The organism is Micromonospora sp. Mcm103 (assembly GCF_024519755.1).
Taxonomy (GTDB): domain Bacteria; phylum Actinomycetota; class Actinomycetes; order Mycobacteriales; family Micromonosporaceae; genus Micromonospora; species Micromonospora aurantiaca.
In genome coordinates this window covers 23870-48912 of sequence record NZ_JALJRJ010000003.1, presented here as the reverse complement: position 1 = coordinate 48912, position 25043 = coordinate 23870, and the positions used below count along the sequence as shown (strand labels likewise).

Genomic DNA, 25043 nt, shown 5'->3' with positions numbered 1-25043 from the left:
GCCGTCCGTCTGGGGTGGATGGCGGGCAGGCTAGTTTCCGGGACGTTGCAGGAACGTTGCGCGCGGCAGCGCGTACTCCTCGGCGAGCTGGCGGGCCCGCGCGAGCGCGAGTGGCCGGCGGGGCGCGCCCGGCGGCAGGGCCCGGGCCAGGGCCTGCCACGCGGCCAGGTCGTCGGTCCCGGCCGCCGTCGCGGTCCAGGCCGCGAGCAGCCCCGGGTCGGCGCCGGCCAGCACGGCGGCGCGCAACTGGCCGTCGACCAGGCGGCGCAGTCGCGCGACTCCCGGCGCGTCCGACCCGGGCAGCAGGGGCCCGGGGTACGCGCGCAGCGCCGCCGCCGGATCGCCACGTTCCAGCAGTTCGGTGACGGTACGGAAGTCGGCGCGCACGGCCGGCCGCAGCCGGTACGGGCGGGAGTCGAGCAGTTCCTCGCCGAGCACGCGGCGCAGCCGGGACAGTTCGGCGCGCAGCGTGACCGGGTGCCGCCTGTCGTCGCCGTAGAGGTCGAGGCCGAGCTGTTCCCCGGTTCGTCCCTCGGGATGGTCGACGAGCAGCACCAGCAGTTCGCTGTGCCGCCGGCCGAGCCGGATGCGCCGGCCGCCGACGCGCAGCTCCGCCTCGTCGCGCCCGAGCGCCGACACGTACGCCACGTCCGGCGCGGCGGGCGCGGCGCCGGCCAGGAACGCCTCGGCGGCGCGGGCGGTGGCCCGGACCAGCGCGAGGCTCTGCGGGTTGGCCAGGTGGTCCCCGCCGGTGATGTCGACGGCCCCGAGTAGCGCGCCGCTGGCCGGGTCGTGGATCGGCGCGGCGGCGCAGGTCCAGCGCTGCACCGGCCGGACGAAGTGCTCGGTGGCGAAGATCTGCACGCCGTGGTCGACGGCGAGGGCGGTGCCGGGGGCGTTCGTGCCGGCGTGCGCCTCGTCCCAGCGGGCGCCCGGCACGAAGTTCATCCGCTCGGCGTGCCGCAGCACCCCCGGGTGGCCCTCCACCCAGAGCAGCCGGCCGGCGGCGTCGCAGACCGCCATCAGGTGCGCGCCGTCCTGCGCGATGCCGCCGAGCAGGTCGCGGAACAGCGGCATCACGCGGGCCAGCGGGTGCGCGGCGCGGTAGCTCTCCAGCGCGTCGTCGGTGAGGTCGACCGGCGCGGTGGCCTCCGGGTCGAGCAGCGCGGACCGCTCCCACGAACGGGCCACCACCTCCCGGACGCCACCGGTGGTGCCCCTGGCGAGGAACGCCTCGTGGGCGGCACCGATCTGCGCGATCCGCTCCGCCGGATCCGCGCCGAACTCCAGGGCGAGCCACGGGTCAGCCACCAGCGCCTCCTTCCACCCATCGTGACCCACCTCACCCCGGAGCGCCAATGCGTGATCCGGGTCACTTGAGCGGTGCTCGGGCCGCCGGCGGACCGGACGAACGGCCCAGACGGCCCTACGCCGGTTGTCGCAGCGTGGCTCGCGTGGAGGATGGCTGCTGCGGACGCTTACGGAACCCTTAACTCCGGCCTGCGAAGGTGTGCCGGACGACGAGGAAGACACGGGGGAGCGCAACGGTGCGGGTGCTGGTGGCGGACGACGAGCGGCTCTTGGCGGACACGGTCGCCGAGGGGTTGCGACGGTTCTCCATGGCTGTCGACGTCTGCTACGACGGGGACGGCGCGCTGGAACGGATCGGGGTCAACCGGTACGACGTGGCGGTGCTGGACCGGGACATGCCCGGCGCCACCGGCGACGAGGTGTGCCGGAGCCTGGCCGGGTCCGACGCCGGCACCCGCGTGCTGCTGCTCACCGCCGCCGCCGGCATCCGGGACCGGGTCGCCGGCCTCGGGCTGGGCGCCGACGACTACCTGACCAAGCCGTTCGCGTTCGCCGAGCTGGTGGCGCGGGTGCAGGCGCTGGGCCGCCGGTCCACCCCGGCGCTGCCGCCGGTGCTGGAACGGCACGGCGTGGTGCTCGACGTGGCCCGGCACACCGCGACCCGGGACGGCAGCCCGCTCGGGCTGAGCCCGAAGGAGTTCGCCGTCCTGCACGTGCTGATGCGGGCCGGCGGCCGGGTGGTCAGCGCCGAGGAGCTGCTGGAACAGGCGTGGGACGAGTTCGCCGACCCGTTCACCAACGCGGTCCGGGTGACGGTGATGACGCTGCGCAAGAAGCTCGGCCAGCCGTCGGTCATCCACACCGTGCCGAAGGCCGGCTACCGGATCGGCGAGCCGGAGTGAGCCCGCGTCGCCGCATCCTGCTGGTCGGGGTGCTCGCCCTGCTGGCCGGGTTCATGCTGCCCAACCTGGTCAAGTCGCTGCTCGGACTGGTGTGGGGGCGGGCCGAGCAGTTCTGCGGCCTGGCCACGATCGGCGCGGTGTGCGAGCCGGGCCGCCCGTTCGTCCCGCTGCTGCCCACGCTGATCGAACTGCTGGTGCTGGCGGCCATCGGGTTCGCGGTGTGGGGCGCTGCCCGCTGGTGCCTGCGCCCGGTGCACGACCTGGCCGCCCCGATCGCGAACCTGGGGCCGCAGAACCTCGGCTACCGGATCCGGCGCGGCGGCCGGGACGAACTGGCCGGGCTCGGCCGCGCCATCGACGACATGCTGGACCGGGTCACCGCCGGTTACGAGGGACAGCGACGGTTCGCCGCGAACGCCTCGCACGAACTGCGTACGCCGCTCGCGGTGCAGCGGACTCTGATCGAGGTCGGCATGGCCCAGTCGCTGACCGGCGAGCAACTGGAACTGCTGACCGCACAACTGCTCGCCACGAACGAACGCAACGAGCGGCTGATCGAAGGGCTGCTCGCGCTCAGCGAGAGCGACCAGGGCCTGCGGTCCTCCACCCCGCAACGCCTCGAACAGATCGTCAGCGGCGTGCTCGCCGCGTACGCCGACCGGGCCGCCGAAGCCGGCGTGACGGTCGAGTCCCGGCTGTCGCCCCGGATCGTGACCGGTGAGCGGGTGCTGCTGGAACGCCTTGTCACGAACCTGGTGGAGAACGGCATCAAGTACAACCGCGAGGGCGGACGGCTCGTCGTCACGGTCGGCGGTGACCCCGCGCTGACCGTCACCAACAGCGGGCAGGCCGTCCCCGCCGAAGCGGTCGACGGGCTGTTCGAACCGTTCCGGCGCCTCGCCCGGGACCGGACCAACCAGGGCGGCGGCGCCGGGCTCGGCCTGGCCATCGCCCGCTCCATCACCCAGGCGCACGGCGGCGTCATCGCCGCCCGCCCGGGTGAGGACGGCGGCCTGCGGGTCGACGTCCACCTGCCCCCCGTGGGCTGACCACCCCACACACGACTCCGGGAGCCGCCGTCGCGGCGTCCCGCGATGACACCTGCCCGAGGACGGGACCGGCGCCGCCGCCTTCCACCCGCAGACGGCCGGAGAGGAGACCGCAGTGCCGACCCGTATCGAGGGGAACGCGCCGTCCGACGGCCGGGTGGTCTGGGCCGACGTGGCGAAGGGCGCCTGCATCGTGCTCGTGGTGCTCTGGCACGTCGTCGTCAAGGACTACCTGCGTGTCGACTGGCGGGTCGGCCTGCCGGTGCCGGGCGCGTGGGGGCTGCTCGGCGAGCAGTTGCTGCCGCTGCGGATGCCGTTGTTCTTCGCCATCTCCGGCGTGTTCGCAGCGAACGCGGTGGCCCGCTCGTGGCGGGTGGCCGGGCGGCCCCGGATCGCACGGAACCTCTACCTCTATGCCATCTGGCTGCTCATCCACACCGCGCTGCTGGCGCCGGCGCCCGGATTCCCGACCGACCGGGCCACCGACAGCGGTGAGCTGCTGGCCCAGCTCACCGTGACGCCGTCGAACCTGTGGTACCTGTACGCGCTGGCGCTCTACTTCGCGATCGCGAAGGCGCTGCGCCGGGTCCATCCGGCGGTGCTGCTGGCCGCTGCGGGCGCGCTGTCCGCGGTGGCCGCCACCGGGCTGCTGGACAGCCCCGGCAACCGGGGGCAGGTCTACCAGAATCTGGTGTTCTTCCTGGCCGGGGTGCACCTGAAGCCGTACCTGACGCGGTGGGCGGACGGCACCAGCACCCGCCGGCTCGCCGGCACCGGCCTCGCGTACGCGATCGGGCTGGCCGCCATGGCGCTCGCCGGCGCGCAGAGGTGGCCCGGCGTGTACCTGCTCGTCTCCGTGATCGCTGTGGCGTTCGGGCTGACCGCCGCCGCCCGGCTGGCCCGGCACCGCCTGGCCGGTCCGGCACTGGCCCGGCTCGGCCGCCGCACCCTCCCCGTCTACGTGATCCACATGCCGGTGCTTGCGCTGCTGGACCGGCTCCTCGCCGCACCGGTGGCCGGCCTGCCCGGGCCGGCCCGGGCGCTGCTGGTGACCGTCTACCCGGTCCTGCTCACCGCACTCGTACTGGCACTGAGCCTCGCCGCGCACCGCGGCCTCACCGCGCTCGGCGCGCACTGGCTGTTCGACCTGCCGCGCCGCCGCGCCCACTCGAATCCCGAAGGAGAGACCATGCCCCGAATCGACGCGCCGGTACTGCCGGACCGAACACATGTCGAGGAGGCCGCCCGCGTGCTGTCCGGCCGGGTGGTGCGTACCCCGGTGCTGCACAGCCCGGCGATCGACCGCCTGGCCGGCGCCCGCATCCTGCTCAAGGCGGAGAACCTGCAGGACGGCGGCTCGTACAAGATGCGCGGCGCGATGCTGGCGGTGGGCCGGCTCGCCGCCGCCGGGCACACCGGCGTGGTCGCGCAGAGCACCGGCAACCACGCCGTCGCGGTGGCGCTCGCCGCGCGCCGGCACGGGCTGGCCGCGACCGTCGTGCTGCCGGAGGACGCCGCGCCGGTCAAGGTGGACCGGGCGCGGGCGGCGGGCGCCCGGGTGGTCCGGGCCGGCACCACAGTCGAGGAGCGCCTCGCAGTCGCCCGGCGGATCGCCGAGGTGGAGGGCCACCCGCTCGTCGACGCGTACGACCACCCGGACGTGGTGGCCGGGCAGGGCAGCGCGAGCCTGGAACTGATCGAGGAGGCGGCGCGGCGCGGCACACCGCTGGACGCGCTCGTGGTGCCGGTGGGCGGGGGCGGCGGCATCGCCGGTGCCTGCCTGGCGGCGGCCGGAACGCCGATCGAGGTGTACGGCGTGGAGCCGGTCGGGTGCGACTCGCTGGCGCGCAGCCTGGCCGCCGGACGGCCCACACCCGTCGCCCCGGCGCCGAGCCTGGCCGACGGACTCCGTCCCGGCTGCGTCGGTGACCTGCCGTTCGCGGTGGCCCGCAACCGCGTACGCGGGGTGGTCCGGGTCGACGACGACGCGATCGCCGAGGCGTTCCGGCTGCTCCTGCTGGACCTGAAGGTGCTCGTCGAGCCGTCCGGCGCGGCCGCGCTGGCCGGCGCGCTGCGGCTGGGCGAGGTGGCCGGCGCGGGCGGCGTCGTCCGTCCCGGGGACGGGGCGCCGTGGCCGCCCGAGGGCCGGCGGCGGATGACTGTCGGCGTGGTGCTGACCGGCGGAAACGTGGAAGCGGACCTGGTGGCCCGGCTGGCGGGCGACCGGATGACTGTGGGAGTGGCGGCATGAGGGCGACAGTGCGGATCGGTGTCCTGTTCGGAGGCCCGTCGGCGGAACACGAGGTCTCCAGCGCCTCGGCGCTCGGCGTGGCCCGGGCCCTGGCCGAGCAGGGGCACCGGGTGGTGGCGCTCGGCATCACCCGTACCGGCGGGATCCGGCTGCTGCCCGAACCGGTGCTGGCGCAGCACCTCGGCACCGTGGCCGCCGGGCGGGCGATCGACGACCGGCTGCCGGTCACCGGCCCGGCGGTCGAGCTGCGACGCGGAACGACAGCCGGCACTGTCGCGGTCGGCGCGGCCGACGCCCCCGCGACTGTGCACGCCGAGCTGGACGTGGTGTTCCCGGTGCTGCACGGCCCGTACGGCGAGGACGGCGTGGTGCAGGGGCTGCTGGAATCGCTGGGCGTGCCGTACGTCGGGTGCGGGATCCTCGCCTCCGCAGTCGGCATGGACAAGGTGGCGATGAAGCGGGCGCTGCGGGCCGAGGACGTGCCGACCACGCCGTACGTCTGGTTCGACGAGCCGACCTGGCGGGCCGCGTCCGACCCGGAGAAGCTGGTGGTCGGGCTGCGCGGGCCGCTGTTCGTCAAGCCGGCCCGGATGGGCTCCTCGATCGGGATCTCCCGGGTCGCAGACGGCGACGACCTGGTGGCGGCCGTGGAGGAGGCGTTCCGGCACGACCACGTGGTGCTCGTCGAGCAGGGCGTGACCGGCCGCGAGCTGGAGTGCGGCGTGCTCGGCGGCTGGCAGCCGGAGGCGTCGGCGGTCGGCGAGGTCCGGGTCGCGGGCGGCTGGTTCGACTACCGGCAGAAGTACTTCGGCGACGCCGACCCGATGATCGTCCCGGCGCCGCTGCCGGACGAGGTCACCGAGCGGATCCGCGAGCTGTCGGTGCGGGCGTTCACCGCGATCGGCGGCTGGGGCCTGGCCCGTGTCGACTTCCTCTACGACGAGGCCACCGGCGACCTGTTCGTCAACGAGCTGAACACGCTGCCCGGCTTCACCGCGCACTCGATGTACCCGAAGGTGTGGGCCGAATCGGGCGTCGCGTACCCCGAGGTGGTGGACCGGCTCGTCGCGCTCGCCTTCACCAGGCACGCGGCCCGGCCGTCGCGCGAACACCCCGGGGGTACGCCGTGATCCTGCTCTCCGACCCCCGGGTCGCCGCGGTGTCCAGCCGCGACGACGGCGAACCCCTGGTGGACCTGCGCGACGTGCCCGGGCTGCGGGTGGACGGGCGGGCCGCCGACCCCGCCGGGGCGTACGCCCGGGTCCGGCTCGGGGTCGCGGACCGGTTGCTGGCCGCGCAGCGCGCGCTGCCGGCCGGGCTGCGCCTGCTCGTGGTCGAGGGGTACCGGCCGTACCGGGCGCAGCTCGACATCTTCACCGGCTACCGGGACGAACTGCGGCGGCGCCACCCGGACTGGCCGGCGGACCGGCTGCACCGGGAGACCACCAAGTTCGTCTCGCCGGTCGCTGTGGCCCCGCACAGCACCGGCGGAGCAGTCGACCTCACCCTGTGTGACGCCGACGGGGCGGAGTTGGACATGGGCACCGCGCTCGACGCCACCCCGGAGGAGAGCGCCGACGCCTGCTTCACCGCCGCCCGGCACATCCCGGTCAGCGCGTGGCGCAACCGGAACGTGCTGGTGGCGGCGCTGAGCGGTGCGGGGCTGGTGAACTACCCGACGGAGTGGTGGCACTGGTCCTACGGCGACAGGTACTGGGCGCTGATGACCGGAGCGCCGCACACCCGTTACGGTCCGTTGTAGTCCATCAGTCCAGGTGAACGTTCCGGCCCTCCCGTCCGTACCACGCGTCGAACGACAGCGACGACGGGAGAGAACGTGAGGGTGCAGCGCAAGCACGTGCTGGCGGCGACTGTGGCGGTGACCGCCACGGTGGCGGTCTCGGTGGGCACCGGACTCGGTTTCGCGGACACCGCGCCGGCCGCGCGATCGGTCTGCGCCGGGTCGGTGACCTTCTCGGCCGAGGGCGGGCCGCCGGCCGCGACGAGCGACAGGTTCCCGGTGGGCACCCGGCTGCGGGTGACGAACCTGGACAACCGCAAGGTGGCCACGGTGACGGTGACCGGGCCGTCCGGGAGCTGCGTGCTGCTGAACGCCGCCGCCATGGACCTGGTACGCGAGCCGGGCAAGAACGTCATCCGCCGCAACGTGGTGGAACGCCTCGACGGCGGCGGCGCTCCGGCGCCCGGCGTGCAGCCGGGTGAGACCCGGCCGGGCGCGGCGCAGCCGATCGGCGGCAGCGTCTGCTCCGGCGCGCTCACGTTCTTCGCCGAGGGCGGGGCGCCGGCCGCCACCAGCGGTCAGTTCCCGCTCGGCACCCGGCTGCGGGTGACGAACCTGGACAACGACAAGGTGGTGACCGTGACGGTGACCGGGCCGTCCGGTAGTTGCGTGCTGCTGAACACGGCGGCCATGGACGCGATCCGGGAACCCGGCAAGAACCTGGTCCGGCGCAACACCGTGGAACTGCTCCGCTGATCCTCCGGGCGGAACACCATGGGCCGGTCCTGGGGGAGATCGGGCCCATGGTGTTCCACGTCCGGGTTCAGGCGAAGGCGGCCGCCAGGATGTCCAGTCCCCGGCCCAGCTCGTCGTCGGAGATGACGAGCGGAGGCAGGAACCGCAGCACGTTGCCGTAGGTGCCGCAGGTCAGCGTGAGCAGCCCGGCCGCGTGGCAGGCCGCCGAGATCGCCGCCGTGGCGGCCGGGTCCGGGGTCAGCGTGCCCGGCTGCACGATCTCCACGGCGAGCATCGCGCCCCGGCCGCGTACCTCGGCCACGCGCGGGTCACCGGCGGCGATCGCGCGCAGCCGCTCACCCATCACCGCGCCGATCCGGCGCGCGGCGGCGGCCAGGTCCAGCTCCCGCATCGTCTCGATCGACGCGAGCGCGGCGGCGCAGGCGATCGGGTTGCCGCCGTACGTGCCGCCGAGACCACCGACGTGCACCGCGTCCATCAGCTCCGCCCGGCCGGTCACCGCCGCCAGCGGCAGGCCGCCCGCGATGCCCTTGGCCAGCGTGACCAGGTCCGGCTCGACGCCCTCGTGCTCGCAGGCGAACCAGTCGCCGGTGCGGCAGAAACCGGTCTGGATCTCGTCGGCGACGAACACCACCCCGGCCGCCGTCGCCCACTCGCGCAGCGCCGGCAGGAAACCCTCAGCGGGTACGACGAAACCACCCTCGCCCTGGATCGGCTCGATCAGCAGCGCGGCCACGTTCTCCGCGCCCACCTGCTTCTCGATCATCTCGATCGACCGGGCCGCCGCGGTGGCGCCGTCGAGCCCGCCGTCGCGCAGCGGGTACGACATCGGCAGCCGGTAGACCTCACCGGCGAACGGCCCGAACCGGTGCTTGTACGGCATGTTCTTCGCGGTCAGCGCCATGGTCAGGTTGGTCCGGCCGTGGTACGCGTGGTCGAACACCACCACCGCGGGCCGCCCGGTCGCGTGCCGGGCGATCTTCACCGCGTTCTCCACCGCCTCGGCGCCGGAGTTGAACAGCGCCGAGCGCTTCTCGAAGCCACCCGGGGTCAGCGCGTTGAGCTGCTCGCAGACCGCCACGTACGACTCGTACGGCGCGACCATGAAGCAGGTGTGGGTGAACCGTTCGACCTGCGCGCGTACCGCCTCGACCACGCGCGGCGCGGAGTTGCCCACGTTGGTGACCGCGATGCCGGCCGCGAAGTCGATCCACTCCCGGCCGTCCACGTCGGTGATCGTGCCGCCGCCCGCCCGGTCCACGTACGCGGGGATCGTGCTGCCCACGCCCCGCGCCACCGCCTCGACCCGGCGCTTGTGCAGCTCATCGCTGGTGGTCATGGGGATCAGCCCTCGATGTTGTGCATGACGTGCTTGACCCGGGTGTAGTCCTCCAGGCTGTAGACCGACAGGTCCTTGCCGTGGCCGGAGTGCTTGAAGCCGCCGTGCGGCATCTCCGAGACGAACGGGATGTGCGTGTTCACCCAGACGCAGCCGAAGTCCAGCCGACGCGTCATCCGCATGGCCCGGCCGTGGTCGCGCGTCCACACCGAGGCGGACAGGCCGTAGTCCACGCCGTTGGCCCAGCGCACCGCTTCGTCCTCGTCGGAGAAGCGCTGCACGGTGATGACCGGCCCGAACACCTCGTCCTGGATGATCTCGTCGGTCTGGCGTACGCCGGAGACCACTGTCGGGGCGTAGAAGAAGCCGCGCTCGCCGACCCGGGCGCCGCCGGTGGTGACGTTCGCGTGGTCCGGCAGCCGGTCCACGAAGCCGCTCACCCGGGCGAGCTGGTTGGCGTTGTTCAGCGGACCGTAGAGCACGTCGGCGTCGTCCGGCGCGCCGGTGCGGGTGTTGCGGGCCTGCTCGGTCAGCGCGGCCACGAAGTCCTCGTGGATGCCCGGACCGGTGAGGACGCGGGTCGCCGCCGTGCAGTCCTGACCGGCGTTGAAGTAGCCGCCCATCGCGATCGCCTCGGCCGCCGCCGCCACGTCCGCGTCGTCGAAGATCACCACCGGGGCCTTGCCGCCCAGCTCCAGGTGCGTCCGCTTCAGGTCCGGCGCCGCCGCGGCGGCGACCTCCATGCCCGCGCGGGTCGAGCCGGTGATCGACACGAGCTGCGGGGTCGGGTGGGACACCAGCGTACGGCCGGTGTCGCGGTCGCCGCAGACCACGTTGAACACACCAGGGGGCAGGTGCTCGGCGGCGATCTCGGCCAGCAGCAGCGTCGACACCGGCGTGGTGTCCGACGGCTTCAGCACCACCGCGTTACCCGCCGCCAGCGCCGGGGCGATCTTCCAGACCGCCATCATCAGCGGGTAGTTCCAGGGCGTCACCTGGGCGCAGACGCCGATCGGCTCGCGCCGCACGTACGAGGTGTGCCCGGCCATGTACTCACCGGCCGAGCGCCCCTCCAGCAGGCGGGCCGCCCCGGCGAAGAAGCGCAGCTCGTCCACCGCGGGCGGCAGCTCCTCGTCGGCGGTGAGCTGCCGGGGCTTGCCGGTGTTGCGGACCTCCGCGTCGACCAGCTCGGCGGCCCGCGACTCCACCGCGTCGGCGAACTTCAGCAGCGCCCGCTGCCGCTCGGCCGGCGTGGCGTCCCGCCAGGTCTCGAACGCGGCGGAGGCGGCCTTCATCGCCGCGTCCACGTCCGCCGTGCCGGAGACCGGGGCCTGGGCGAAGACCTCGCCGGTGCACGGGTCGATCAGGTCGGCGTAGCCGCCGTCCACCGGGTCGACGTACTCGCCGTTGACGAAGTTGCGCAGCTGCTGCTGGTCGCTCATCAGAAGTCTCCGAGAAGGTGGCCGGGAGGAGGGTCAGCGGAGGTTATCGCAATCTGACTGCCATCTTGGCTACTAAATCCGAGGCAGACAAGGGTTTGAGCAACTGTTTCCGCGTGGGCACCTGTGGTCTAGGCTGCCGGTCGTGGAGCCGAGAGCCTTCTACGTCGCCGGTCGCCCCGCCCACGGCGAGGACGAGCTGACAGTCACCCACCCGTACGACGGACAGCCGGTGGGGCGTACCACGCTCGCCACGGCCGACCAGGTCGAAGCCGCCGTCGCGGGCGCCGACCGGGTGGCGGCGGAGGCCGCGGCCCTGCCCGCGCACGCCCGCGCTGCGGCCCTGGACCACGTCTCCCGCCGGCTCGCCGAGCGGGCCGACGAGGTCGCCGCGCTGATCACCGCCGAGAACGGCAAGCCGGTCAAATGGGCGAAGGCCGAGGTGGGACGCGCGATCTCCACCTTCCGCTGGGCCGCCGAGGAGGCCCGCCGCTTCTCCGGCGAACTGCAACGACTCGACACCGACCCCGCCGCCACCGGCCGGATCGCCCTGGTCCGGCGCGTGCCGCGCGGCCCGGTGCTCGGCATCACCCCGTTCAACTTCCCGCTCAACCTGGTCGCCCACAAGGTCGCCCCGGCGCTCGCCGTCGGCACCCCGATCGTGGTCAAGCCCGCCCCGGCCACCCCGCTCACCGCGCTGCTGCTCGGCGAGATCCTGGCCGAGACCGACCTGCCCGAGGGCATGTTCTCGGTGCTGTCGCTGCCGAACGAGCGCGCCGCCGAACTGGTCACCGACCCGCGGCTGCCGGTGGTGTCGTTCACCGGCTCCGGACCGGTCGGCGCGGCCATCCGCCGGGCCGCCCCGGACAAGCACGTCACGCTGGAACTCGGAGGCAACGCCGCGGCGGTCATCTGCGAGGACTGGGCGGCGGACGAGGACCTGACCTTCGCCGCGCACCGCATCGCCACGTTCTCCAACTACCAGGCCGGGCAGTCGTGCATCGCGGTGCAGCGGGTCTACGTGCACGAATGGCTCTACGACGGCTTCCTGCCCCGGCTCGTCGCGGCGGTGCAGGCGCTGCGCACCGGCGACCCGCGATCCGAGCTGACCGACGTCGGCCCGCTGGTGTCGGTCGAGGCGGCGCAGCGCGTCGAGACCTGGGTGGACGAGGCGGTCGCCGCCGGCGCCGTCATCGAGACCGGCGGGCGGCGCGACGGCGCCACCTACCCGCCCACAGTGCTCAGTGGCGTACCCGCCGACGCGAAGGTGTGCGCCGAGGAGGTGTTCGGACCGGTGCTGGTGGTCGCTCCGGTCGTCAACGACCGGGCCGCGTTCGCCGCCGTCAACGACTCGGCGTACGGGCTCCAGGCCGGTGTCTTCACCCACCGGCTCGACGTGGCGTTCGACGCCGCCCGCACGCTTGAGGTCGGCGGCGTGATCGTCGGGGACGTGCCGTCGTACCGGGCCGACCAGATGCCGTACGGCGGCATGAAGGGCTCCGGAGTCGGGCGGGAAGGGCTGCGCAGCGCGATGGACGACTACACCGAGCCGCGCGTCACGGTGCTGACCGGCGTGGCCCTCTGATCGCCCGCACGCTCACCAGGTGCCGTCGTCGCGGACCCGGGCGGGGGCGCGGCCGAGCAGCAGGGTGGTGAGGGCGGCGTCGATGTCGGCGCCCAGGAACCACTCGCCGGCCTGGTCGAGGGCGAAGACGCGGCCGTGCTCGTCGACCGCGAGGATGCTCTCCTGACGCTCGCTGCCGAGCGGGAACAGACGGGCGCCCAGGACGGCGGCGAAGTCGGCGAGGGAGTCGGCGGTGTGCGCGGCCCGCAGCGGATTCGTGGTGAACCGGCTGATCCACACCTGCTCGCCGGGCCCGCGCCGCCGGCTCAGGACGGCCGGGAACGCGGTGAGCGCCGCCTCGGCGGCGGGGAACGCCTCGTGCCGGTGATGCTGTCCCGCGACCGCTTTCGTCTCGGTCATCGCGCCCATCGCGAGTGCCTCGTTGAACATGCTGATCTGCCAGCCGCCGTCCATGAGGGCATGGGCGACCTCGTCGGGAAAACGGCCGGGTTCAATGACCTCGCGCGGCTCCGGGCGCCATTCCTCCACGAAGGCGAGGTCGGACCACGGCAGTACCGCGAACCGCACCAGGAACCGGACGCACGAGTCGCAGGGAAGATCCGCTTGTCCGCCCTGCGGATCGCCCGGCTCACGACTGCGATAGACCTCGATCCGGCTGGTGCCGAGCAGGTCGCGCGTGTCCTCGATGGACAGCGGCGGCAGACCCTCGGCGGCGCGACGGTGGTCGTGCTCGTAGAGCGCGTCGGAGACGACGATCATCTCGGCGTGCCGCTCCCCGCCGCGTACCAGATGCCCTGCGGGTAGTTCGTCCAGATAGGACTGCACCAGCGGGTGGTGGCGTACCTCGATCTCGCCCTTCGCGCCCTGCGCGACGTGCTGCCGGCCGTCGACAGTGAGGTGCGCCGCCGCGCCGGGCGTGGGCAGGCGGGTCAGCTCACGCAGCAGTTGGGCGGCCGGATCGACGGTACGCGGCGGGCGCGGTTCGGCCGGACGTCGCTGCCGGTACATCCGCTCGACCGCCGCGGCCGGCACCCGCGGCCACGTGGACACCTCGCCGGTCTCCTTGTCGATGACAGTGGTCGGCAGGTCGCCGGGGAGCGCCCGGGCCTCGGTGGACACGATGGAACTCACCACGTAGCCCAGGTCGAACTCCTCGACCTCCGGCGTGCAGGGAAAACCGAGGCGGTCGGAGTCCCGCCGGGCCCACACCGAGGCGATCTGCTCGGCCTGCTGTCGCTCGATCACCACCTGAAATTACCGGACCCCACGGATTTCGTGGCACCCGGTATGGTCGGCCCTACCCACGGTGACGGAAGGGGAGCGACGGTGGCCGAGAGTGCGGACCGGGATGCGAACCGTGCACTACGAGCGCGATTCGACGAGGTGTACGGCCAATACCAGCGCTTGCGGTCCGGTCTGGACGAACTCCAGACCAAGCTGGCCGACCTGCGGGTCACCGAACGCTCCGACGACGGTCAGGTGACCGCGATCGTCGGCGCGCGAGGCGAGCTGATCAGCGTCGAGGTGAGCCCGGCGGCGTTCCACGACCGGGACGCCCGGGCGCTGAGCCGGAAGATCACCGAAACCGTGCTGCGTGCCTCCACCGCGGCTACCACCGCCACCCGCGAGCTTGTCGCCGGCTACCTGCCGCCGGGCTCGCCGTCGGTCGAGTTCCTGCGCACCCATGACTTCGGCGCGCTGCTCGGCCGGGCCGACTCCGCGCTGGCCCGCGGCGAGTGACAGGTGGCCGGGGGAGAGATCTGGCTGGACCCGGACCGGGCCCGCCGCGGCGGGGCCGACCTGGCGCTGTCGGGGCGGGCGGTGAGCGCGGCCCGGCGGGAGACCGGCGAGCCGATCGCCGCCGCGAGCGCCCAGCGGCCCTGGGGCCGCGACGACATCGGCGCCGCGTTCGACAAGCACTACCAGGGCTACGCCGAGACGCTGCTGCGCGCGTGGGAGCTTCTCGGCCGCTCGCTGGAGGTGCTCGGGTCGGACGTCGTCCGCTCGGTCACGGCCACCGTGGAGACGGACCTCAGCAACGCCCGTGACCTCGGGACGATCCCGCAGCAAGGGCACAACCCCCATCGGCCCCGGCGCTGACCACCGGAGGACCCGCGCGTGAGCATGCTGCCCAGCCCGATCCCGCACCCGCTCGACTTCTGCCCGTGGGACCTGCCCGGCTGGATCTACGAGGCGCTCGACTGGGTGGTCGGCGTCGAATGGCCGGAGGGCGACGAGCGCGCCGTCTGGGACCTGGCCGACCAGTGGTACGGCGTGGCAGGCGTCCTGACCCGTCCGCGCGACGACGCGATCACCGCCGCCGGCGAGGTGAAGAGCGGGTACGGGGGAGTCGGCCTGGTCGCCGGCGCGTTCGACACGGCGTGGCACAAGCTCGCCGAAGGTGAGGACGCGCCGCTGCACGTCCTGGTCGCGGCGACCGACGAGCTGGCGCGTCTGGTCGACTCCTGCGGCTGCGACATCGAGGGCGCGAAGCTGGAAGCCTGGATCGAGCTGGGCATCCTGGTCATCGAGTTGCTGTCCCTGGCCGTCGCGACGGTGCTCACCCTGGGCGCCGCCTCACCGGCGGCGGCCGCCGCGATCACCGCCACGCGGGTCGTGGTGCAGCAGATCTTCAAGCGGCTGGTGGCTCAGCTCGCTCGCAAGGCGGTCAAGCAGGGCCTCAAGGAGGCGGGCGAACGGGCCGCGAAGGAGGCGGCCAAGTCCGGTGCCCGCAAGCTGGCCCGCCGGGCCGCGATCGGCGGCCTGCTGGAGGCCGGTCAGGAAGCGGGCACAAGCCTCGGCACGCAGGCGTACCAGAACTCCACCGGCCGGCGGGACGGCCTCGACCTGACCGACGTGAGCACGTCGGCTCTCGGCGGATTCGCCGGCGGTGCGGTCGCGCCGCTGGCCGGGCTGGGCCGGCACGCCAACGGGCCGTTCGCGGAGATCGCCGAGCGGTTCGGGCGGGAGATGGGCGGGGAGACGCTCGCCGAGACCGCTGCGGGTCTGGCGACCGGCCAGGGGCCGTCGCTGGAGGACCTGGCGCGCGCCGCCGCCTCCGGCGCCAGCGGGTCCGCCACGAACCAGGCGGACTCGGCACTGCAACGCCGCCTCGACGGGCAGCTGAGCGGGTTGACGGTGTCCCCGGTCGGCCTGGACGTGCCGGTCGCCGCCGATCCCGTCGGGCTGATCCCGGCCCAGCGGGTCGCCGAGCCGATCGTCCAGGGCAGCGGCACGATCGCCGGCGCCGTTCCCGCGACACCCTCACACGTCACGCCCCAAGCCGCCGGTCCGCACCCGCTCGCCGTGGACCTGCCTCACCCGGCGCCGGATCCCACGACGACGCCGCCGCACAGCGATGTCGTCCCGCACGACGTGGCACGTCCGGCGGTCACCACGAGCCCCACGTTGTCCTCGGTGATCACGGACGCGCCCGTCGCCACGCCCCCGCCGACCGCGTCCGGAGTCCACAACGGCGTAGGTCCGGTGACGGCGCCGATCGACCACCCCACGCCGTCCTCGACCAATCCGGTCCAGGCGGCAGCCTCACCGACGACACTCCCTACACCATCTGCCGACCACACGCGGGTCGCGGCGCCACCAACGGCGGACCGCGCCGCTCCCTTCAGCAACGGAGTTCAGGCGGGACCGCCTCCGGTCTCGCCGGTCCATCCGCCGACGGGGCCGCATCCGGGAGCGCCGGCCGTCGGGCCCGAGCCCCGACCGGGGCCGAACACCCGTTTTCCGCTGCTGGAGTCCTTGGCTCCGCATCGCCCTCCTACCGACTCCCCGGGGCCCCACCCGGGCCCGCCCCATGTCCAGGCGTGGCCCCGTGAGACCGCCGAGCAGCGCGCCGCGCGGCTGAAGGCCGATCGGGAGGGTCTGGACCGGCGGCGCTACCAGGGCTATCTGCAGTCCCAGCGTGCCTTGCACGAGGAGAACAGACGAGAGGCGCAGATCAAGGAGCTGCGTGATCTCGCCGAACAGCATTACGAGGCGGCGCGTTGGCTCCTCATGCAGGCCCACGAACTGCGCCAAGCCGGGCGGCACGAGCTCGCCGACAGGCACGTGTGGGAGGGCCGGCGGCGAGAACGCCTGCATTACCGAGCCGTCGATGAGGTGGAGGCGGTCCGTGCCGGCCAGCGTCTGCCGCAGGAGGTGATGGTCGAGGACGACCTCGACTTCTACCGCATCAACGACGACGTGGCGGACCTGGCCGTCGGCGCGGTGGAGACGGCCGACCACTCCGCGCTCACCGGTCACGGGCACCCCGAGCCGATCGACAGGTCCCGGCCCTACGGCCGCCGGGGAGGGCTCCGGCCTCCGCTGGCGCTGCACCAGACCGACCTCGAACGGCAGATGCCCCGCAACCCCGACGGCAGCGTGACCCGTACCGCCGATCCCCGGCGCGGCAGATGGTTCCGCCTCGCGAACGACGGCGGACCGGCGGCCGACGCGACCCGGGGGATCAACTGCCTCGACTGCACGCTGTCGCTGTTCGAGACCTGGGTCCACGGACGGCCGCGCGTCGCGGCGCCGCGTACGTTCGACGGCTACCTGAACGGCGACGTGAACCGGCCGGTGGGCGGGGAGGCGGACGGGCCGCTTCGCGTCGAGCAGACGACCGGCGGCCGGTTCCAGAACCTCTGCCCGCCGGACCGGCCCGGTGTCACCGGCCGGGAGCGGCAGCTGTTGGTGGACGGCGGTTACCGAGACCTGTACGCGCAGCTGGCGTCGGGTGGCCACGGCAGTTACGCGTTCCTCATCACCAGCTTCGAGGGCGGCGGATCGCACGCGTGGGTGGCGTTGAACCAGAACGGCACGATCCTCTTCCTCGACCCGCAGACGGGCGAGGTGGCGGACCGGCCGATCTACCACCACAGCGGCCGTCCGGCCCGCGGCAACGTGGTCGGCGTCGACGCTCTGGTGCTCGGCCCGGACGGCCGGCCGATGCCGCTCGCCGGCCGCCCACCCGGCACCTACAACGTCCTGCCCGAGCCGCTGCCCCGCCCGGCGCCGCCACGGCCGCCGGCCCCGCCGCCGATCGCCGACGGACCCGTCCCGGACTTCAACCACGTCCACCTGCTCGGCGAGTCCACGACCATCCACCGCCGCGCCGACGGACCGATGCCGGGCAGCGCGCCGCCCGTCGAGCCGGAACCCGACCGGGTACGCGAGGACCACCGGCAGGCACACGCCGACCGGATCGCGGCCGGGCTCTACGTGCGCGACGCGCTGGCGGAGAGCGGGAACCTCGACGCCGCCTTCGCCGCCGGCGTGACGCCCGTCGAGTTGGCGCAGCACGCCGACGTGTCGACGTTGCGGCGGCTCGTACCGGGGCTGGACGAGAGCGGTGCGGCCGACCTCACCCGGTTGTTCGCCGACCCGCGCGTGCAGCGGATGCTCGACCAGAGCTGGGAGGCGCCGCCGCGACGCGAGGAGTTGCTGGCCGAGAGGTTGGTGCGGCAGCTCGCTGAGCGGCCCGACCTGGTCCGGATGATCCTGGCGACACCGGAACTCGCCAACTCGCTCACCGCCCGGCCGCTGACCCTGCATCACTTGGCCAGCCACCAGCAGGCCATCGACGTACTCGGCGAGGTCATCGACGACATCGCGGTCCGCGGGGTCGATGCGGTCATGTCGCATGAAACATTGACGCCCCAACCGACGCCCATCACTCACGAGCAGCGTCGACTCGTCGAATCGGTCGCATCTCGCCGCCAGTCGAGACTGCAACCTGGGTTTGATGAAAGGCGACGTCATGATGAGGTCTACCGCCTTGCATACGTTGACCGGCTGTATGCGGATGCGGTGGTCGCCCAGCAGGAGCTGAACAGGCTTGCCATCAAACTGGCTGCACACGGCGGCACACCCGGCTGGCGGACCGAGCCCAAGAGCCGAGAGCGTGTCCTCGACAAGCTGGAAGGCGAGTACGAGAATGACGCGTCCCAGCTCAAGGACTTGGCCGGCGCCAAAGTGCAGTTCGACAGCATCGATGCGGTTTACCAGGCGCTCGGCCGTCTGGCAGCCGACCCGGAGGTCGTGATTCTGCACATCAAGGATCGTTTCCTCAATCCGCAGGGGAGCGGTTATCGGGACCTACTGCTGAACCTCCGGATGTCGAATGGCCATGTGGGAGAGCTTCGGCTGCACCTGGTGTCGCTCGATGACATCGCAGAGTGGGAGCATTCGTTGTACGAGGTTCGGCGCGACCTCAGCGCGGCGGCAGAGATCGAGGGCAGGTCGTTGACACCGGGGGAACGTGCGATTCGGGACGGACTCCTCCGGCGAGTGCAGAACGCTTACTGGAGCAAGGTGCAAGAGAGTCTTGGGGAGGAGCCACCGCGGTGAGTCAGGTAGAGGGCTTGCGGCTGCCGAAGTTCTTCGATTACTTCGGGTCCCCTCTGAAGCTCGTAGCCACCGCCGACGGCGGCATGGCGGGCTGGCGGCTTTCCAAGGACACGGGGGGCTGGCGGGAGGCCAACAATCTCGTCGACAAGGTGCTTTTCGTCGGCGGCGACGAGATCAATCAGATCTCACCGGATGAGTTCGTACAACTCACTGAGCACGAGCGAGGTCGCTATCTGAGTGGCGACGGACCGATCTTCGCTCTCTATGAAACCGTCCAGGCGATCGAGGACACGCTTCGGGCGGAACGCCGGTACCCGACGCCGCAGGAGCAGGCACTGATCCGGGGCGTCCGGCGGCGGACCTTCGTGATGTTCGAGGAGCAGCTCCAGCAGGCCGGTGACCCCGCCGCCGACCCCACCATCGCCTCCATCGCCTCCTGACAGCGACCGGGAACGCCATGCCCTCCACCGACGGCCCACCCGTGCCCTACGTGCCGCCCGCCGACGTGGCGGAGGCGCGACGCGTACAGGAGGAGTTGCGGTCCCGGGTGGACCTGGTCGGGCCCGGTCCTGCCGCGCCCGCGACGGTGGCCGGCTTGGACGTGGCGTACGCGCAGGACGGTGACCTGCTCGCGGCGGCCGTCACGGTCCTCGACGCGGCCACCCTCGACGTGGTGGACGAGGCGGTGTGCGTGGGGCGGCCCGCCTTCCCGTACGTGCCGGGGCTGTTCGCGTTCCGCGAGATGCCGGCGTTGCTCGCCGCGCTGGACCGGCTCACGGTCCGTCCCGAGCTGCTGGTCTGTGACGGGCACGGCCTGGCGCACCCGCGCCGGTTCGGGCTGGCCTGCCACGTGGGCCTGGTGACCGGGCTGCCGACGATCGGGGTGGGCAAGACGCCGCTCGTCGGCTCGTGGACGGGTCCCGGTCCCGAGCGTGGGGACAGCGCCGACCTGTGCGACGGCGGCGAGGTGGTCGGGCGGGTACTGCGGACTCAGGACGGTGTCCGGCCGGTCTTCGTGAGCGTCGGGCACCGGATGGGGTTGGACGACGCGGTGGAGCGGGTACTGGCTCTGACGCCCCGGTACCGGCTGCCGGAGACCACCCGTACGGCCGACCGGCTGTGCCGGCGGGCGCTCGCCGATGCAGGCGCGTCGGGCGGTGACCTGGGCGGGCGGTGATCGCGTGGCGCTGCACACATGTGGCGTGCTCGATGCGCGGGTGCCCGGAGGGGCCGGTAGTAACCTGACCGGCGGATCCGGTCCGGACGCAACGGTGAGGTGGAGATGTCGGCAGGGCGGCACGCGGCGCGGTGGGCCATGGTCGGCGCGCTGCTGGGTGGCCTGATCGCCGTCCCGGCGTCACCGGCGTCGGCCCGGGACGACCGGGTGGGACTGCGCGCGGCGAAGAGCTTCACCGCCGGTGGGCCGCCCGGAACGGTGGCGGTCGAGGTGCGCAAGCGGACGGACGGCTGCGTGCAGTTGCGTACCGCTGTCGGGCTCCGGCTGGAGGGCCTGCGGGCCGACCGGGTCCGGGTGCAGGTGGCGTCCGGCGGCCGATGGGTGCCGGTGCAGGTCTCCGGGGACGGCGGCGCCGTCGCCACCGCCGCGGTGGCCCCGGTCGACCGGCCGCTGTGCAAGGGCAAGGGCGTCACCGTGCGTTACCGGGTGTCCTTCCTGGCCGGGACCGTCGGCGGCCGGCTGGAGCTGGCCGGTGAGGCGAGCGCCGCGAACGGCGACGTGCTCGGCCGGGCCGGCGGGTCGGCCCGGCTGGTGGGCGCGGCGACGCCGAGCCCCACCCCGTCCCGTAAGCCCTCGCCGACGCCCAGCGCGAGCGAGACCACGGCGGCCGAGGCGACCAACACGTCGCCGGTCGCCGCCGCCGTCGCCCCGGCCACCGCCGCGGCCGACGACTCGTCGTTCGGAGGTTCCATGATCATGTGGTTCGGTATCGGGCTGGTGCTGGTCGGCGCCGCCCTCATCGTCCTGCTGCTGCGCCGCAACCGCGCCGACCGCGGCGGTGACGGCGCGGATGCCGGCCTCCCGCCGGTCCCGCTGCCGCGCAGCACCACCACCTACCGCTCCGGCACGCCCGGGCCGGCCCCCACGGTGTACGGGGGCGCGACGCCGCCCCGCCCGGCCGGCAACGTGTACGGCGCGCCCGCGTCCGCCCCGACGCCACCGGCCCCGCCCGCCGGGGACGCGACGAGCGTCTTGCCCCGCTTGCCGGACTGAGCCGGAACCCGACCCGCTCCCGGGGTTACCGTGACGGTGGGTGGTCATGCCGTGACCCGGTAGCCGCCACCTGCCCGACCGGAGGACGGAACACCGGGGCCGAACGGGGCCCGGTGCCGGGGCCGCTCGGCCGATAAGATCGCGTGCGCCGATCGGCACCGCCGACCGGTGAGACCGCATACGTGGAAGGAGCCGCGCCGTGGCCCTGGACCCGCAGTTGCTCGACATCCTCGCCTGCCCGGACACGCACCACGCCCCGCTCGACTACGACGCGCAGGCGCAGACGCTCACCTGCACCGAGTGCGGTCGCATCTTCGAGGTCCGGGACGACGTCCCGGTGCTCCTGCTGGACGAGGCGCGTGGTGGACCCGCCGCCGACGACGCGCGGGGCGGGTCGTCGCGGTGATGGAGGGTACGGCCGGGGTCAGCGGCCACCGGCACGCGGACGAGGCCCTGCTGGACGACGCGGCGCAGCTCTCCGAGCGGGATCCGGGCGGCATGCTCCGGTTCACCGCGTCCGCCGGCGCCCAGGTGCGCGAGTCGGCGGCGCTGGCCGCCGAGGCGAACCTGACGGTGCTCGCCGACGACGGACGACCCCGCGCGGTGGTCATCGCCGGCATCGGCACCGCCGGGCGTACCGGTGACGTGCTGGCCACCGTCGCCGGGCCGCGCTGCCCGGTGCCGGTCATTCCGCACCGCAGCGCCGGCGTGCCGGGCTGGGTGGGCGCGGCGGACGTGGTCATCGCGGTGAGCGCGTCCGGTCGCAGCCCGGAGGCGCTGGGCGCGGCCGAGGCGGCGCACCGGCGCGGCGCCCGGCTGGTCGCCGTCGGCGCGCCCGACTCGCAGCTCCAGTCCGTGGCGGAGCGGGCGCGGGCGCCGTTCATCCCGGTGCCCCGGCGCGCGCCGGCCCGGGCCAGCCTCTGGGCGCTCACCGTGCCGGTTCTGCTGGCCGCCCGTACCCTCGGGCTCGTGAAGGTCAACGAGGCGGATCTGGCCGAGACGGCGGCCCGGCTGGACGCCGACGCCGATCGATGCCGGCCGACCGCCGAGTCCTTCGTCAACCCGGCGAAGTCGCTGGCGCTGGGGCTGTCCGGTTCGATCCCGATCGTGTGGGGTTCGTCCCCGCTGGCCACCGTGGCCGCCCGGCGGTTCGGTGACACGCTGTCCGCGAACGCCCGCTACCCGGTGGTCGCCGGTGCGCTGGGCGAGGCGGGCCGGGGCCGCGTCGGCCTGCTCGACGGGGTGTTCGGCGGCCTGGCCGAGGGCGAGCGGGACATCTTCGCCGACCCGGGCGACGACGAGCCCGACGGCACCCGGCTGCGGCTGGTGCTGCTGCGCGACGGCGGGCTCAACGCCGACGACGACACCGACGAGCCGCTGGCGGTCGAGGAGCGCCGCGCGGACGCGGTGCAGACGCTCGCCGAGCGGCGCGGCGTGCGCTGCGACGTGGTGACCGCCGAGGGCGGCTCCGCGCTGGAGCGGCTCGCGTCGCTGGTGGCGGTCCCCGACTTCGCCTCGATCTACCTCGCCCTGGCACACGGGCTGGACCCGATGGCGGTACCGGCCATCACGGAGATGAAGGAGCTGGCTAACCAGTGAGCACACGGGGCATCGAGCGAGGCGGGGAATGAGCGCAAACGGGGGCACCAAGGCGATCGTCGCCGCCCTGGCGGCGAACCTCGGCATCGCCGTCACCAAGTTCATCGCGTTCGCCCTCACCGGCTCGTCGTCGATGCTGGCCGAGTCGATCCACTCGGTGGCCGACTCGGGTAACCAGGGCCTGCTGCTGATCGGCGGCCGGCGGGCCAAGCGGCAGGCCACGCCGCAGCACCCGTTCGGGTACGGCCGGGAGCGCTACATCTACGCCTTCATCGTGGCGATCGTGCTCTTCAGCATCGGTGGCCTGTTCGCGCTCTACGAGGCGTACCACAAGGCGTCCGACCCGCACCCGATCGAGAGCTGGCAGTGGGTGCCGGTGGCGGTGCTCGTGGCGGCGATCGTGATGGAGAGCTTCTCCTTCCGTACCGCGATCAAGGAGTCGAACCTGGTCCGGGGCAACCAGACCTGGGTCCGGTTCATCCGTCGCGCCAAGGCGCCGGAGCTGCCTGTGGTGCTGCTGGAGGACTTCGGCGCCCTGGTCGGTCTGGTCTTCGCGCTGTTCGGTGTCGGCATGACGCTGATCACCGGCAACGGCATGTGGGACGCGGCGGGCACCGCGATGATCGGCGTGCTGCTGGTGATCATCGCGATCACGCTGGCGATCGAGACCAAGAGCCTGCTGCTCGGCGAGGGCGCCGAGCAGAGCGAGCTGGAGAAGATCGAGCAGGCCGTGACGAACGGTCCCGAGGTCGAGCGGATCATCCACATGAAGACGCTCTACCTCGGCCCGGAGGAGCTGATGGTGGCCGCGAAGATCGCGGTGCCGGCCTGGGAGACCGCCCACGACCTGGCCCGCGACATCAACGCGGTCGAGGCGCGGATCCGGCGTGAGGTGCCGACCGCCCGGGTGATCTACCTGGAGCCGGACATCTACTCGCCCGCCGCCGAGCAGGCCGGCACCGGGCAGGCGGCGGACACCGCCGTCCCGGAGGCCGTGACCACTGGTGGGACGCACGCGGCCGACGAGGTCGCCGGGCGGCCCGGGAGCTGACCGATGGAGTTGTTGCAGGGCCGGATCCGTGACTACGCCTGGGGCTCGCGCACCGCGATCGCCGAGTTGCAGGGGCGGCCGGTGCCGAGCAACGGGCCGGAGGCGGAGCTGTGGCTGGGCGCCCACCCGGGCGCCCCGGCCACTGTGCAGCGCGACGGCCGGCCGGTCAGCCTCACCGACCTGCTGGTGGCCGAGCCGGGCCACTGGCTGGGCGAGCGGCTGGTCGGCCGGTTCGGCACCCGGCTGCCGTTCCTGCTGAAGGTGCTCGCCGCCGACTCGCCGCTGAGTCTCCAGGCGCATCCGGACGCCGAGCAGGCCCGCGCCGGGCACGCCGCCGACGTGGGGCGGGTCAACTACGTGGACCCGTACCACAAGCCGGAGCTGCTGGTGGCGCTCTCCGAGTTCGACGCGCTGTGCGGCTTCCGCGACCCCGGGGAGTCGGCGGAGGCGATCGCCGCGTTCGGCGTACCCGCGCTGGAACCTGTGGTGGCGGCGTTGCGGGACGGGCCGGCGGGGCTGCGGGAGGCGGTCCGCCTGCTGTTGAGCTGGCCGCAGGCGGAGCGCGCCGGGCTGGTGGCGGCCGTGCTGGCGGCGGCGGAGGCCGGGCCGGCCTCGGCGGACGCCGAACTGGTCCGCACGCTGGCGGCCGGCTATCCGGCCGACCCGGGCGTGGTGGTGGCGTTGCTGCTGCACCATGTCCGGCTGTCGCCGGGCGAGGGCATCTGGATGCCGGCCGGGAACCTGCACGCCTACCTGCGCGGCACCGGCGTGGAGATCATGGCGGCCAGCGACAACGTGCTGCGCGGCGGGTTCACCGCGAAGCGGGTCGACGTGGACGAGTTGCTGCGGGTGCTCCGGTTCGAGGTGCTGACCCGGCCGGTGCTGCGGCCGGAGCAGGTGGAGCCGGGCGTGCTGACCTGGCCGGTGCCGGTGGAGGACTTCGCGCTGCACCGGGTCGAGGTGGCCGCCGGGTCGGCTGGTGTGCGGCTGACGCTGCCCGGGCCGCGGGTGGTGCTCTGCCGGGCCGGGAAGCTGACGGTCGACGACGGCGTGGGGTCGGTGACGCTGGACGCGGGTCAGGCCGCGGTGGGTACGGCGGCCGGTGGCCCGCTGGCGGTGAGCGGGGCGGGCGAGGCGTTCGTCGCCACTTGCGGCATGCACTGACCCGGACAAGTCCGACTTTCCCGAAACGGCTTGACGGTCACCATGCGTGGTGTGACTCTATGGGTACGCAGCGTTGTCGCGACGAAGGTCCGGTGACGTGCGGGGGAACCAAACCGGGGGGATGCGCGGGGCGGCCGGGCCGTGAGTGGGAGAGTCCGCTCACGACCGACCGCCCCGTGCGCTGTCCGCCGACCGGCCGATTGCGCGGTCGGCCAACCGGGCACGGGTCGAGTGGCCCGCGAGCGTAAGGTGGAAGGCTGCGCACCACCATCGTT

At 73.5% G+C, this 25043-nt stretch carries 21 protein-coding genes; 17 read left to right on the top strand and 4 right to left on the bottom strand.

Annotated elements, in window-relative coordinates; all coding sequences use genetic code 11:
• Positions 1-30: 30 nt before the first annotated feature.
• The gene (locus tag OC439_RS05130) at positions 31-1311 is read right to left on the bottom strand and encodes a transcriptional regulator (protein ID WP_262012455.1); all 1281 of its coding nucleotides are present in this window, start codon (positions 1309-1311) and stop codon (positions 31-33) included.
• Positions 1312-1547: 236 nt separating this feature from the next.
• Between OC439_RS05130 and OC439_RS05125 the strand changes: the two genes are divergently transcribed.
• From OC439_RS05125 to OC439_RS05100, 6 genes are all read left to right on the top strand, one after another.
• On the top strand, positions 1548-2213 hold the full coding sequence (locus OC439_RS05125; RefSeq protein WP_091418650.1) for a response regulator transcription factor: 666 nt from the start codon (positions 1548-1550) through the stop codon (positions 2211-2213).
• A complete protein-coding gene (locus OC439_RS05120) occupies positions 2210-3262 on the top strand; it encodes a sensor histidine kinase (RefSeq protein ID WP_262012454.1) in 1053 nt (350 codons plus the stop codon). The genes OC439_RS05125 and OC439_RS05120 overlap by 4 nt, the downstream gene beginning before the upstream one ends.
• Before the next feature lie 115 nt (positions 3263-3377).
• Positions 3378-5513, top strand: a complete 2136-nt coding sequence (locus OC439_RS05115) for a pyridoxal-phosphate dependent enzyme (protein WP_262012453.1) — start codon at positions 3378-3380, stop codon at positions 5511-5513.
• Positions 5510-6643: a D-alanine--D-alanine ligase family protein gene (locus OC439_RS05110; RefSeq protein ID WP_262012452.1), complete on the top strand. Its 1134-nt coding sequence runs from the start codon at positions 5510-5512 to the stop codon at positions 6641-6643. Before OC439_RS05115 ends, OC439_RS05110 begins: the two co-directional genes overlap by 4 nt.
• Positions 6640-7275: a M15 family metallopeptidase gene (locus OC439_RS05105; protein WP_262012451.1), complete on the top strand. Its 636-nt coding sequence runs from the start codon at positions 6640-6642 to the stop codon at positions 7273-7275. Before OC439_RS05110 ends, OC439_RS05105 begins: the two co-directional genes overlap by 4 nt.
• A 75-nt stretch (positions 7276-7350) precedes the next feature.
• Entirely contained in the window at positions 7351-8010 is a 660-nt protein-coding gene (locus OC439_RS05100) for a septal ring lytic transglycosylase RlpA family protein (protein ID WP_262012450.1), read from the top strand.
• Positions 8011-8077: 67 nt separating this feature from the next.
• Here OC439_RS05100 and gabT read toward each other — a convergent pair whose 3' ends face one another.
• Together gabT and OC439_RS05090 are read right to left on the bottom strand one after the other, a co-directional pair.
• Positions 8078-9349 carry a 4-aminobutyrate--2-oxoglutarate transaminase gene (gene gabT / locus OC439_RS05095; protein WP_262012449.1) on the bottom strand — a complete coding sequence of 424 codons (1272 nt, stop codon included), beginning with the start codon at positions 9347-9349 and terminating at the stop codon, positions 8078-8080.
• A 5-nt stretch (positions 9350-9354) separates the two neighbouring features.
• Positions 9355-10791, bottom strand: coding sequence for a gamma-aminobutyraldehyde dehydrogenase (locus OC439_RS05090; protein ID WP_262012448.1), 1437 nt, complete (start codon positions 10789-10791; stop codon positions 9355-9357).
• Between the two features lie 142 nt (positions 10792-10933).
• Between OC439_RS05090 and OC439_RS05085 the strand changes: the two genes are divergently transcribed.
• Positions 10934-12373, top strand: coding sequence for an aldehyde dehydrogenase family protein (locus tag OC439_RS05085; RefSeq protein ID WP_262012447.1), 1440 nt, complete (start codon positions 10934-10936; stop codon positions 12371-12373).
• A gap of 12 nt (positions 12374-12385) precedes the next feature.
• Here OC439_RS05085 and OC439_RS05080 read toward each other — a convergent pair whose 3' ends face one another.
• Complete coding sequence (locus tag OC439_RS05080) at positions 12386-13621, bottom strand: SUKH-3 domain-containing protein (RefSeq protein ID WP_410054889.1); 1236 nt, start codon at positions 13619-13621, stop codon at positions 12386-12388.
• A gap of 156 nt (positions 13622-13777) precedes the next feature.
• On the opposite strand from OC439_RS05080, the gene OC439_RS05075 reads away from it, so the two are divergent.
• The 10 genes from OC439_RS05075 (at position 13778) to manA (ending at position 24768) form a co-directional block, all read left to right on the top strand.
• Complete coding sequence (locus OC439_RS05075; protein ID WP_262012445.1) at positions 13778-14113, top strand: YbaB/EbfC family nucleoid-associated protein; 336 nt, start codon at positions 13778-13780, stop codon at positions 14111-14113.
• 3 nt (positions 14114-14116) lie between these two features.
• Complete coding sequence (locus OC439_RS05070) at positions 14117-14473, top strand: hypothetical protein (RefSeq protein ID WP_135243437.1); 357 nt, start codon at positions 14117-14119, stop codon at positions 14471-14473.
• Between the two features lie 432 nt (positions 14474-14905).
• Entirely contained in the window at positions 14906-18724 is a 3819-nt protein-coding gene (locus tag OC439_RS05065; RefSeq protein ID WP_262012444.1) for a toxin glutamine deamidase domain-containing protein, read from the top strand.
• On the top strand, positions 18721-19164 hold the full coding sequence (locus OC439_RS05060; protein WP_262012443.1) for a hypothetical protein: 444 nt from the start codon (positions 18721-18723) through the stop codon (positions 19162-19164). The genes OC439_RS05065 and OC439_RS05060 overlap by 4 nt, the downstream gene beginning before the upstream one ends.
• Before the next feature lie 17 nt (positions 19165-19181).
• On the top strand, positions 19182-19901 hold the full coding sequence (gene nfi, locus OC439_RS05055) for a deoxyribonuclease V (RefSeq protein ID WP_262012442.1): 720 nt from the start codon (positions 19182-19184) through the stop codon (positions 19899-19901).
• Between the two features lie 105 nt (positions 19902-20006).
• Positions 20007-20954 (top strand): hypothetical protein, encoded by a 948-nt coding sequence (locus OC439_RS05050; RefSeq protein WP_262012441.1) that lies wholly within the window; start codon positions 20007-20009, stop codon positions 20952-20954.
• A 199-nt stretch (positions 20955-21153) separates the two neighbouring features.
• Positions 21154-21360, top strand: a complete 207-nt coding sequence (locus tag OC439_RS05045; protein ID WP_013284195.1) for a Trm112 family protein — start codon at positions 21154-21156, stop codon at positions 21358-21360.
• Positions 21357-22553 carry an SIS domain-containing protein gene (locus OC439_RS05040; RefSeq protein WP_262012440.1) on the top strand — a complete coding sequence of 399 codons (1197 nt, stop codon included), beginning with the start codon at positions 21357-21359 and terminating at the stop codon, positions 22551-22553. The genes OC439_RS05045 and OC439_RS05040 overlap by 4 nt, the downstream gene beginning before the upstream one ends.
• Before the next feature lie 28 nt (positions 22554-22581).
• Positions 22582-23604 carry a cation diffusion facilitator family transporter gene (locus OC439_RS05035; RefSeq protein WP_262012439.1) on the top strand — a complete coding sequence of 341 codons (1023 nt, stop codon included), beginning with the start codon at positions 22582-22584 and terminating at the stop codon, positions 23602-23604.
• 3 nt (positions 23605-23607) lie between these two features.
• Positions 23608-24768, top strand: a complete 1161-nt coding sequence (manA, locus tag OC439_RS05030; RefSeq protein ID WP_262012438.1) for a mannose-6-phosphate isomerase, class I — start codon at positions 23608-23610, stop codon at positions 24766-24768.
• The last annotated feature ends 275 nt before the right edge of the window (positions 24769-25043 follow it).

Bases quoted from the DNA above. Each gene is read 5' to 3' on its own strand.
- gabT (WP_262012449.1), bottom strand. From the start codon at position 9,349: ATGACCACCAGCGATGAGCTGCACAAGCGCCGGGTCGAGGCGGTGGCG.
- OC439_RS05050 (WP_262012441.1), top strand. From the start codon at position 20,007: ATGTCGGCAGGGCGGCACGCGGCGCGGTGGGCCATGGTCGGCGCGCTG.
- OC439_RS05110 (WP_262012452.1), top strand. From the start codon at position 5,510: ATGAGGGCGACAGTGCGGATCGGTGTCCTGTTCGGAGGCCCGTCGGCG.
- manA (WP_262012438.1), top strand. From the start codon at position 23,608: ATGGAGTTGTTGCAGGGCCGGATCCGTGACTACGCCTGGGGCTCGCGC.
- OC439_RS05035 (WP_262012439.1), top strand. From the start codon at position 22,582: ATGAGCGCAAACGGGGGCACCAAGGCGATCGTCGCCGCCCTGGCGGCG.
- OC439_RS05090 (WP_262012448.1), bottom strand. From the start codon at position 10,791: ATGAGCGACCAGCAGCAGCTGCGCAACTTCGTCAACGGCGAGTACGTC.
- nfi (WP_262012442.1), top strand. From the start codon at position 19,182: ATGCCCTCCACCGACGGCCCACCCGTGCCCTACGTGCCGCCCGCCGAC.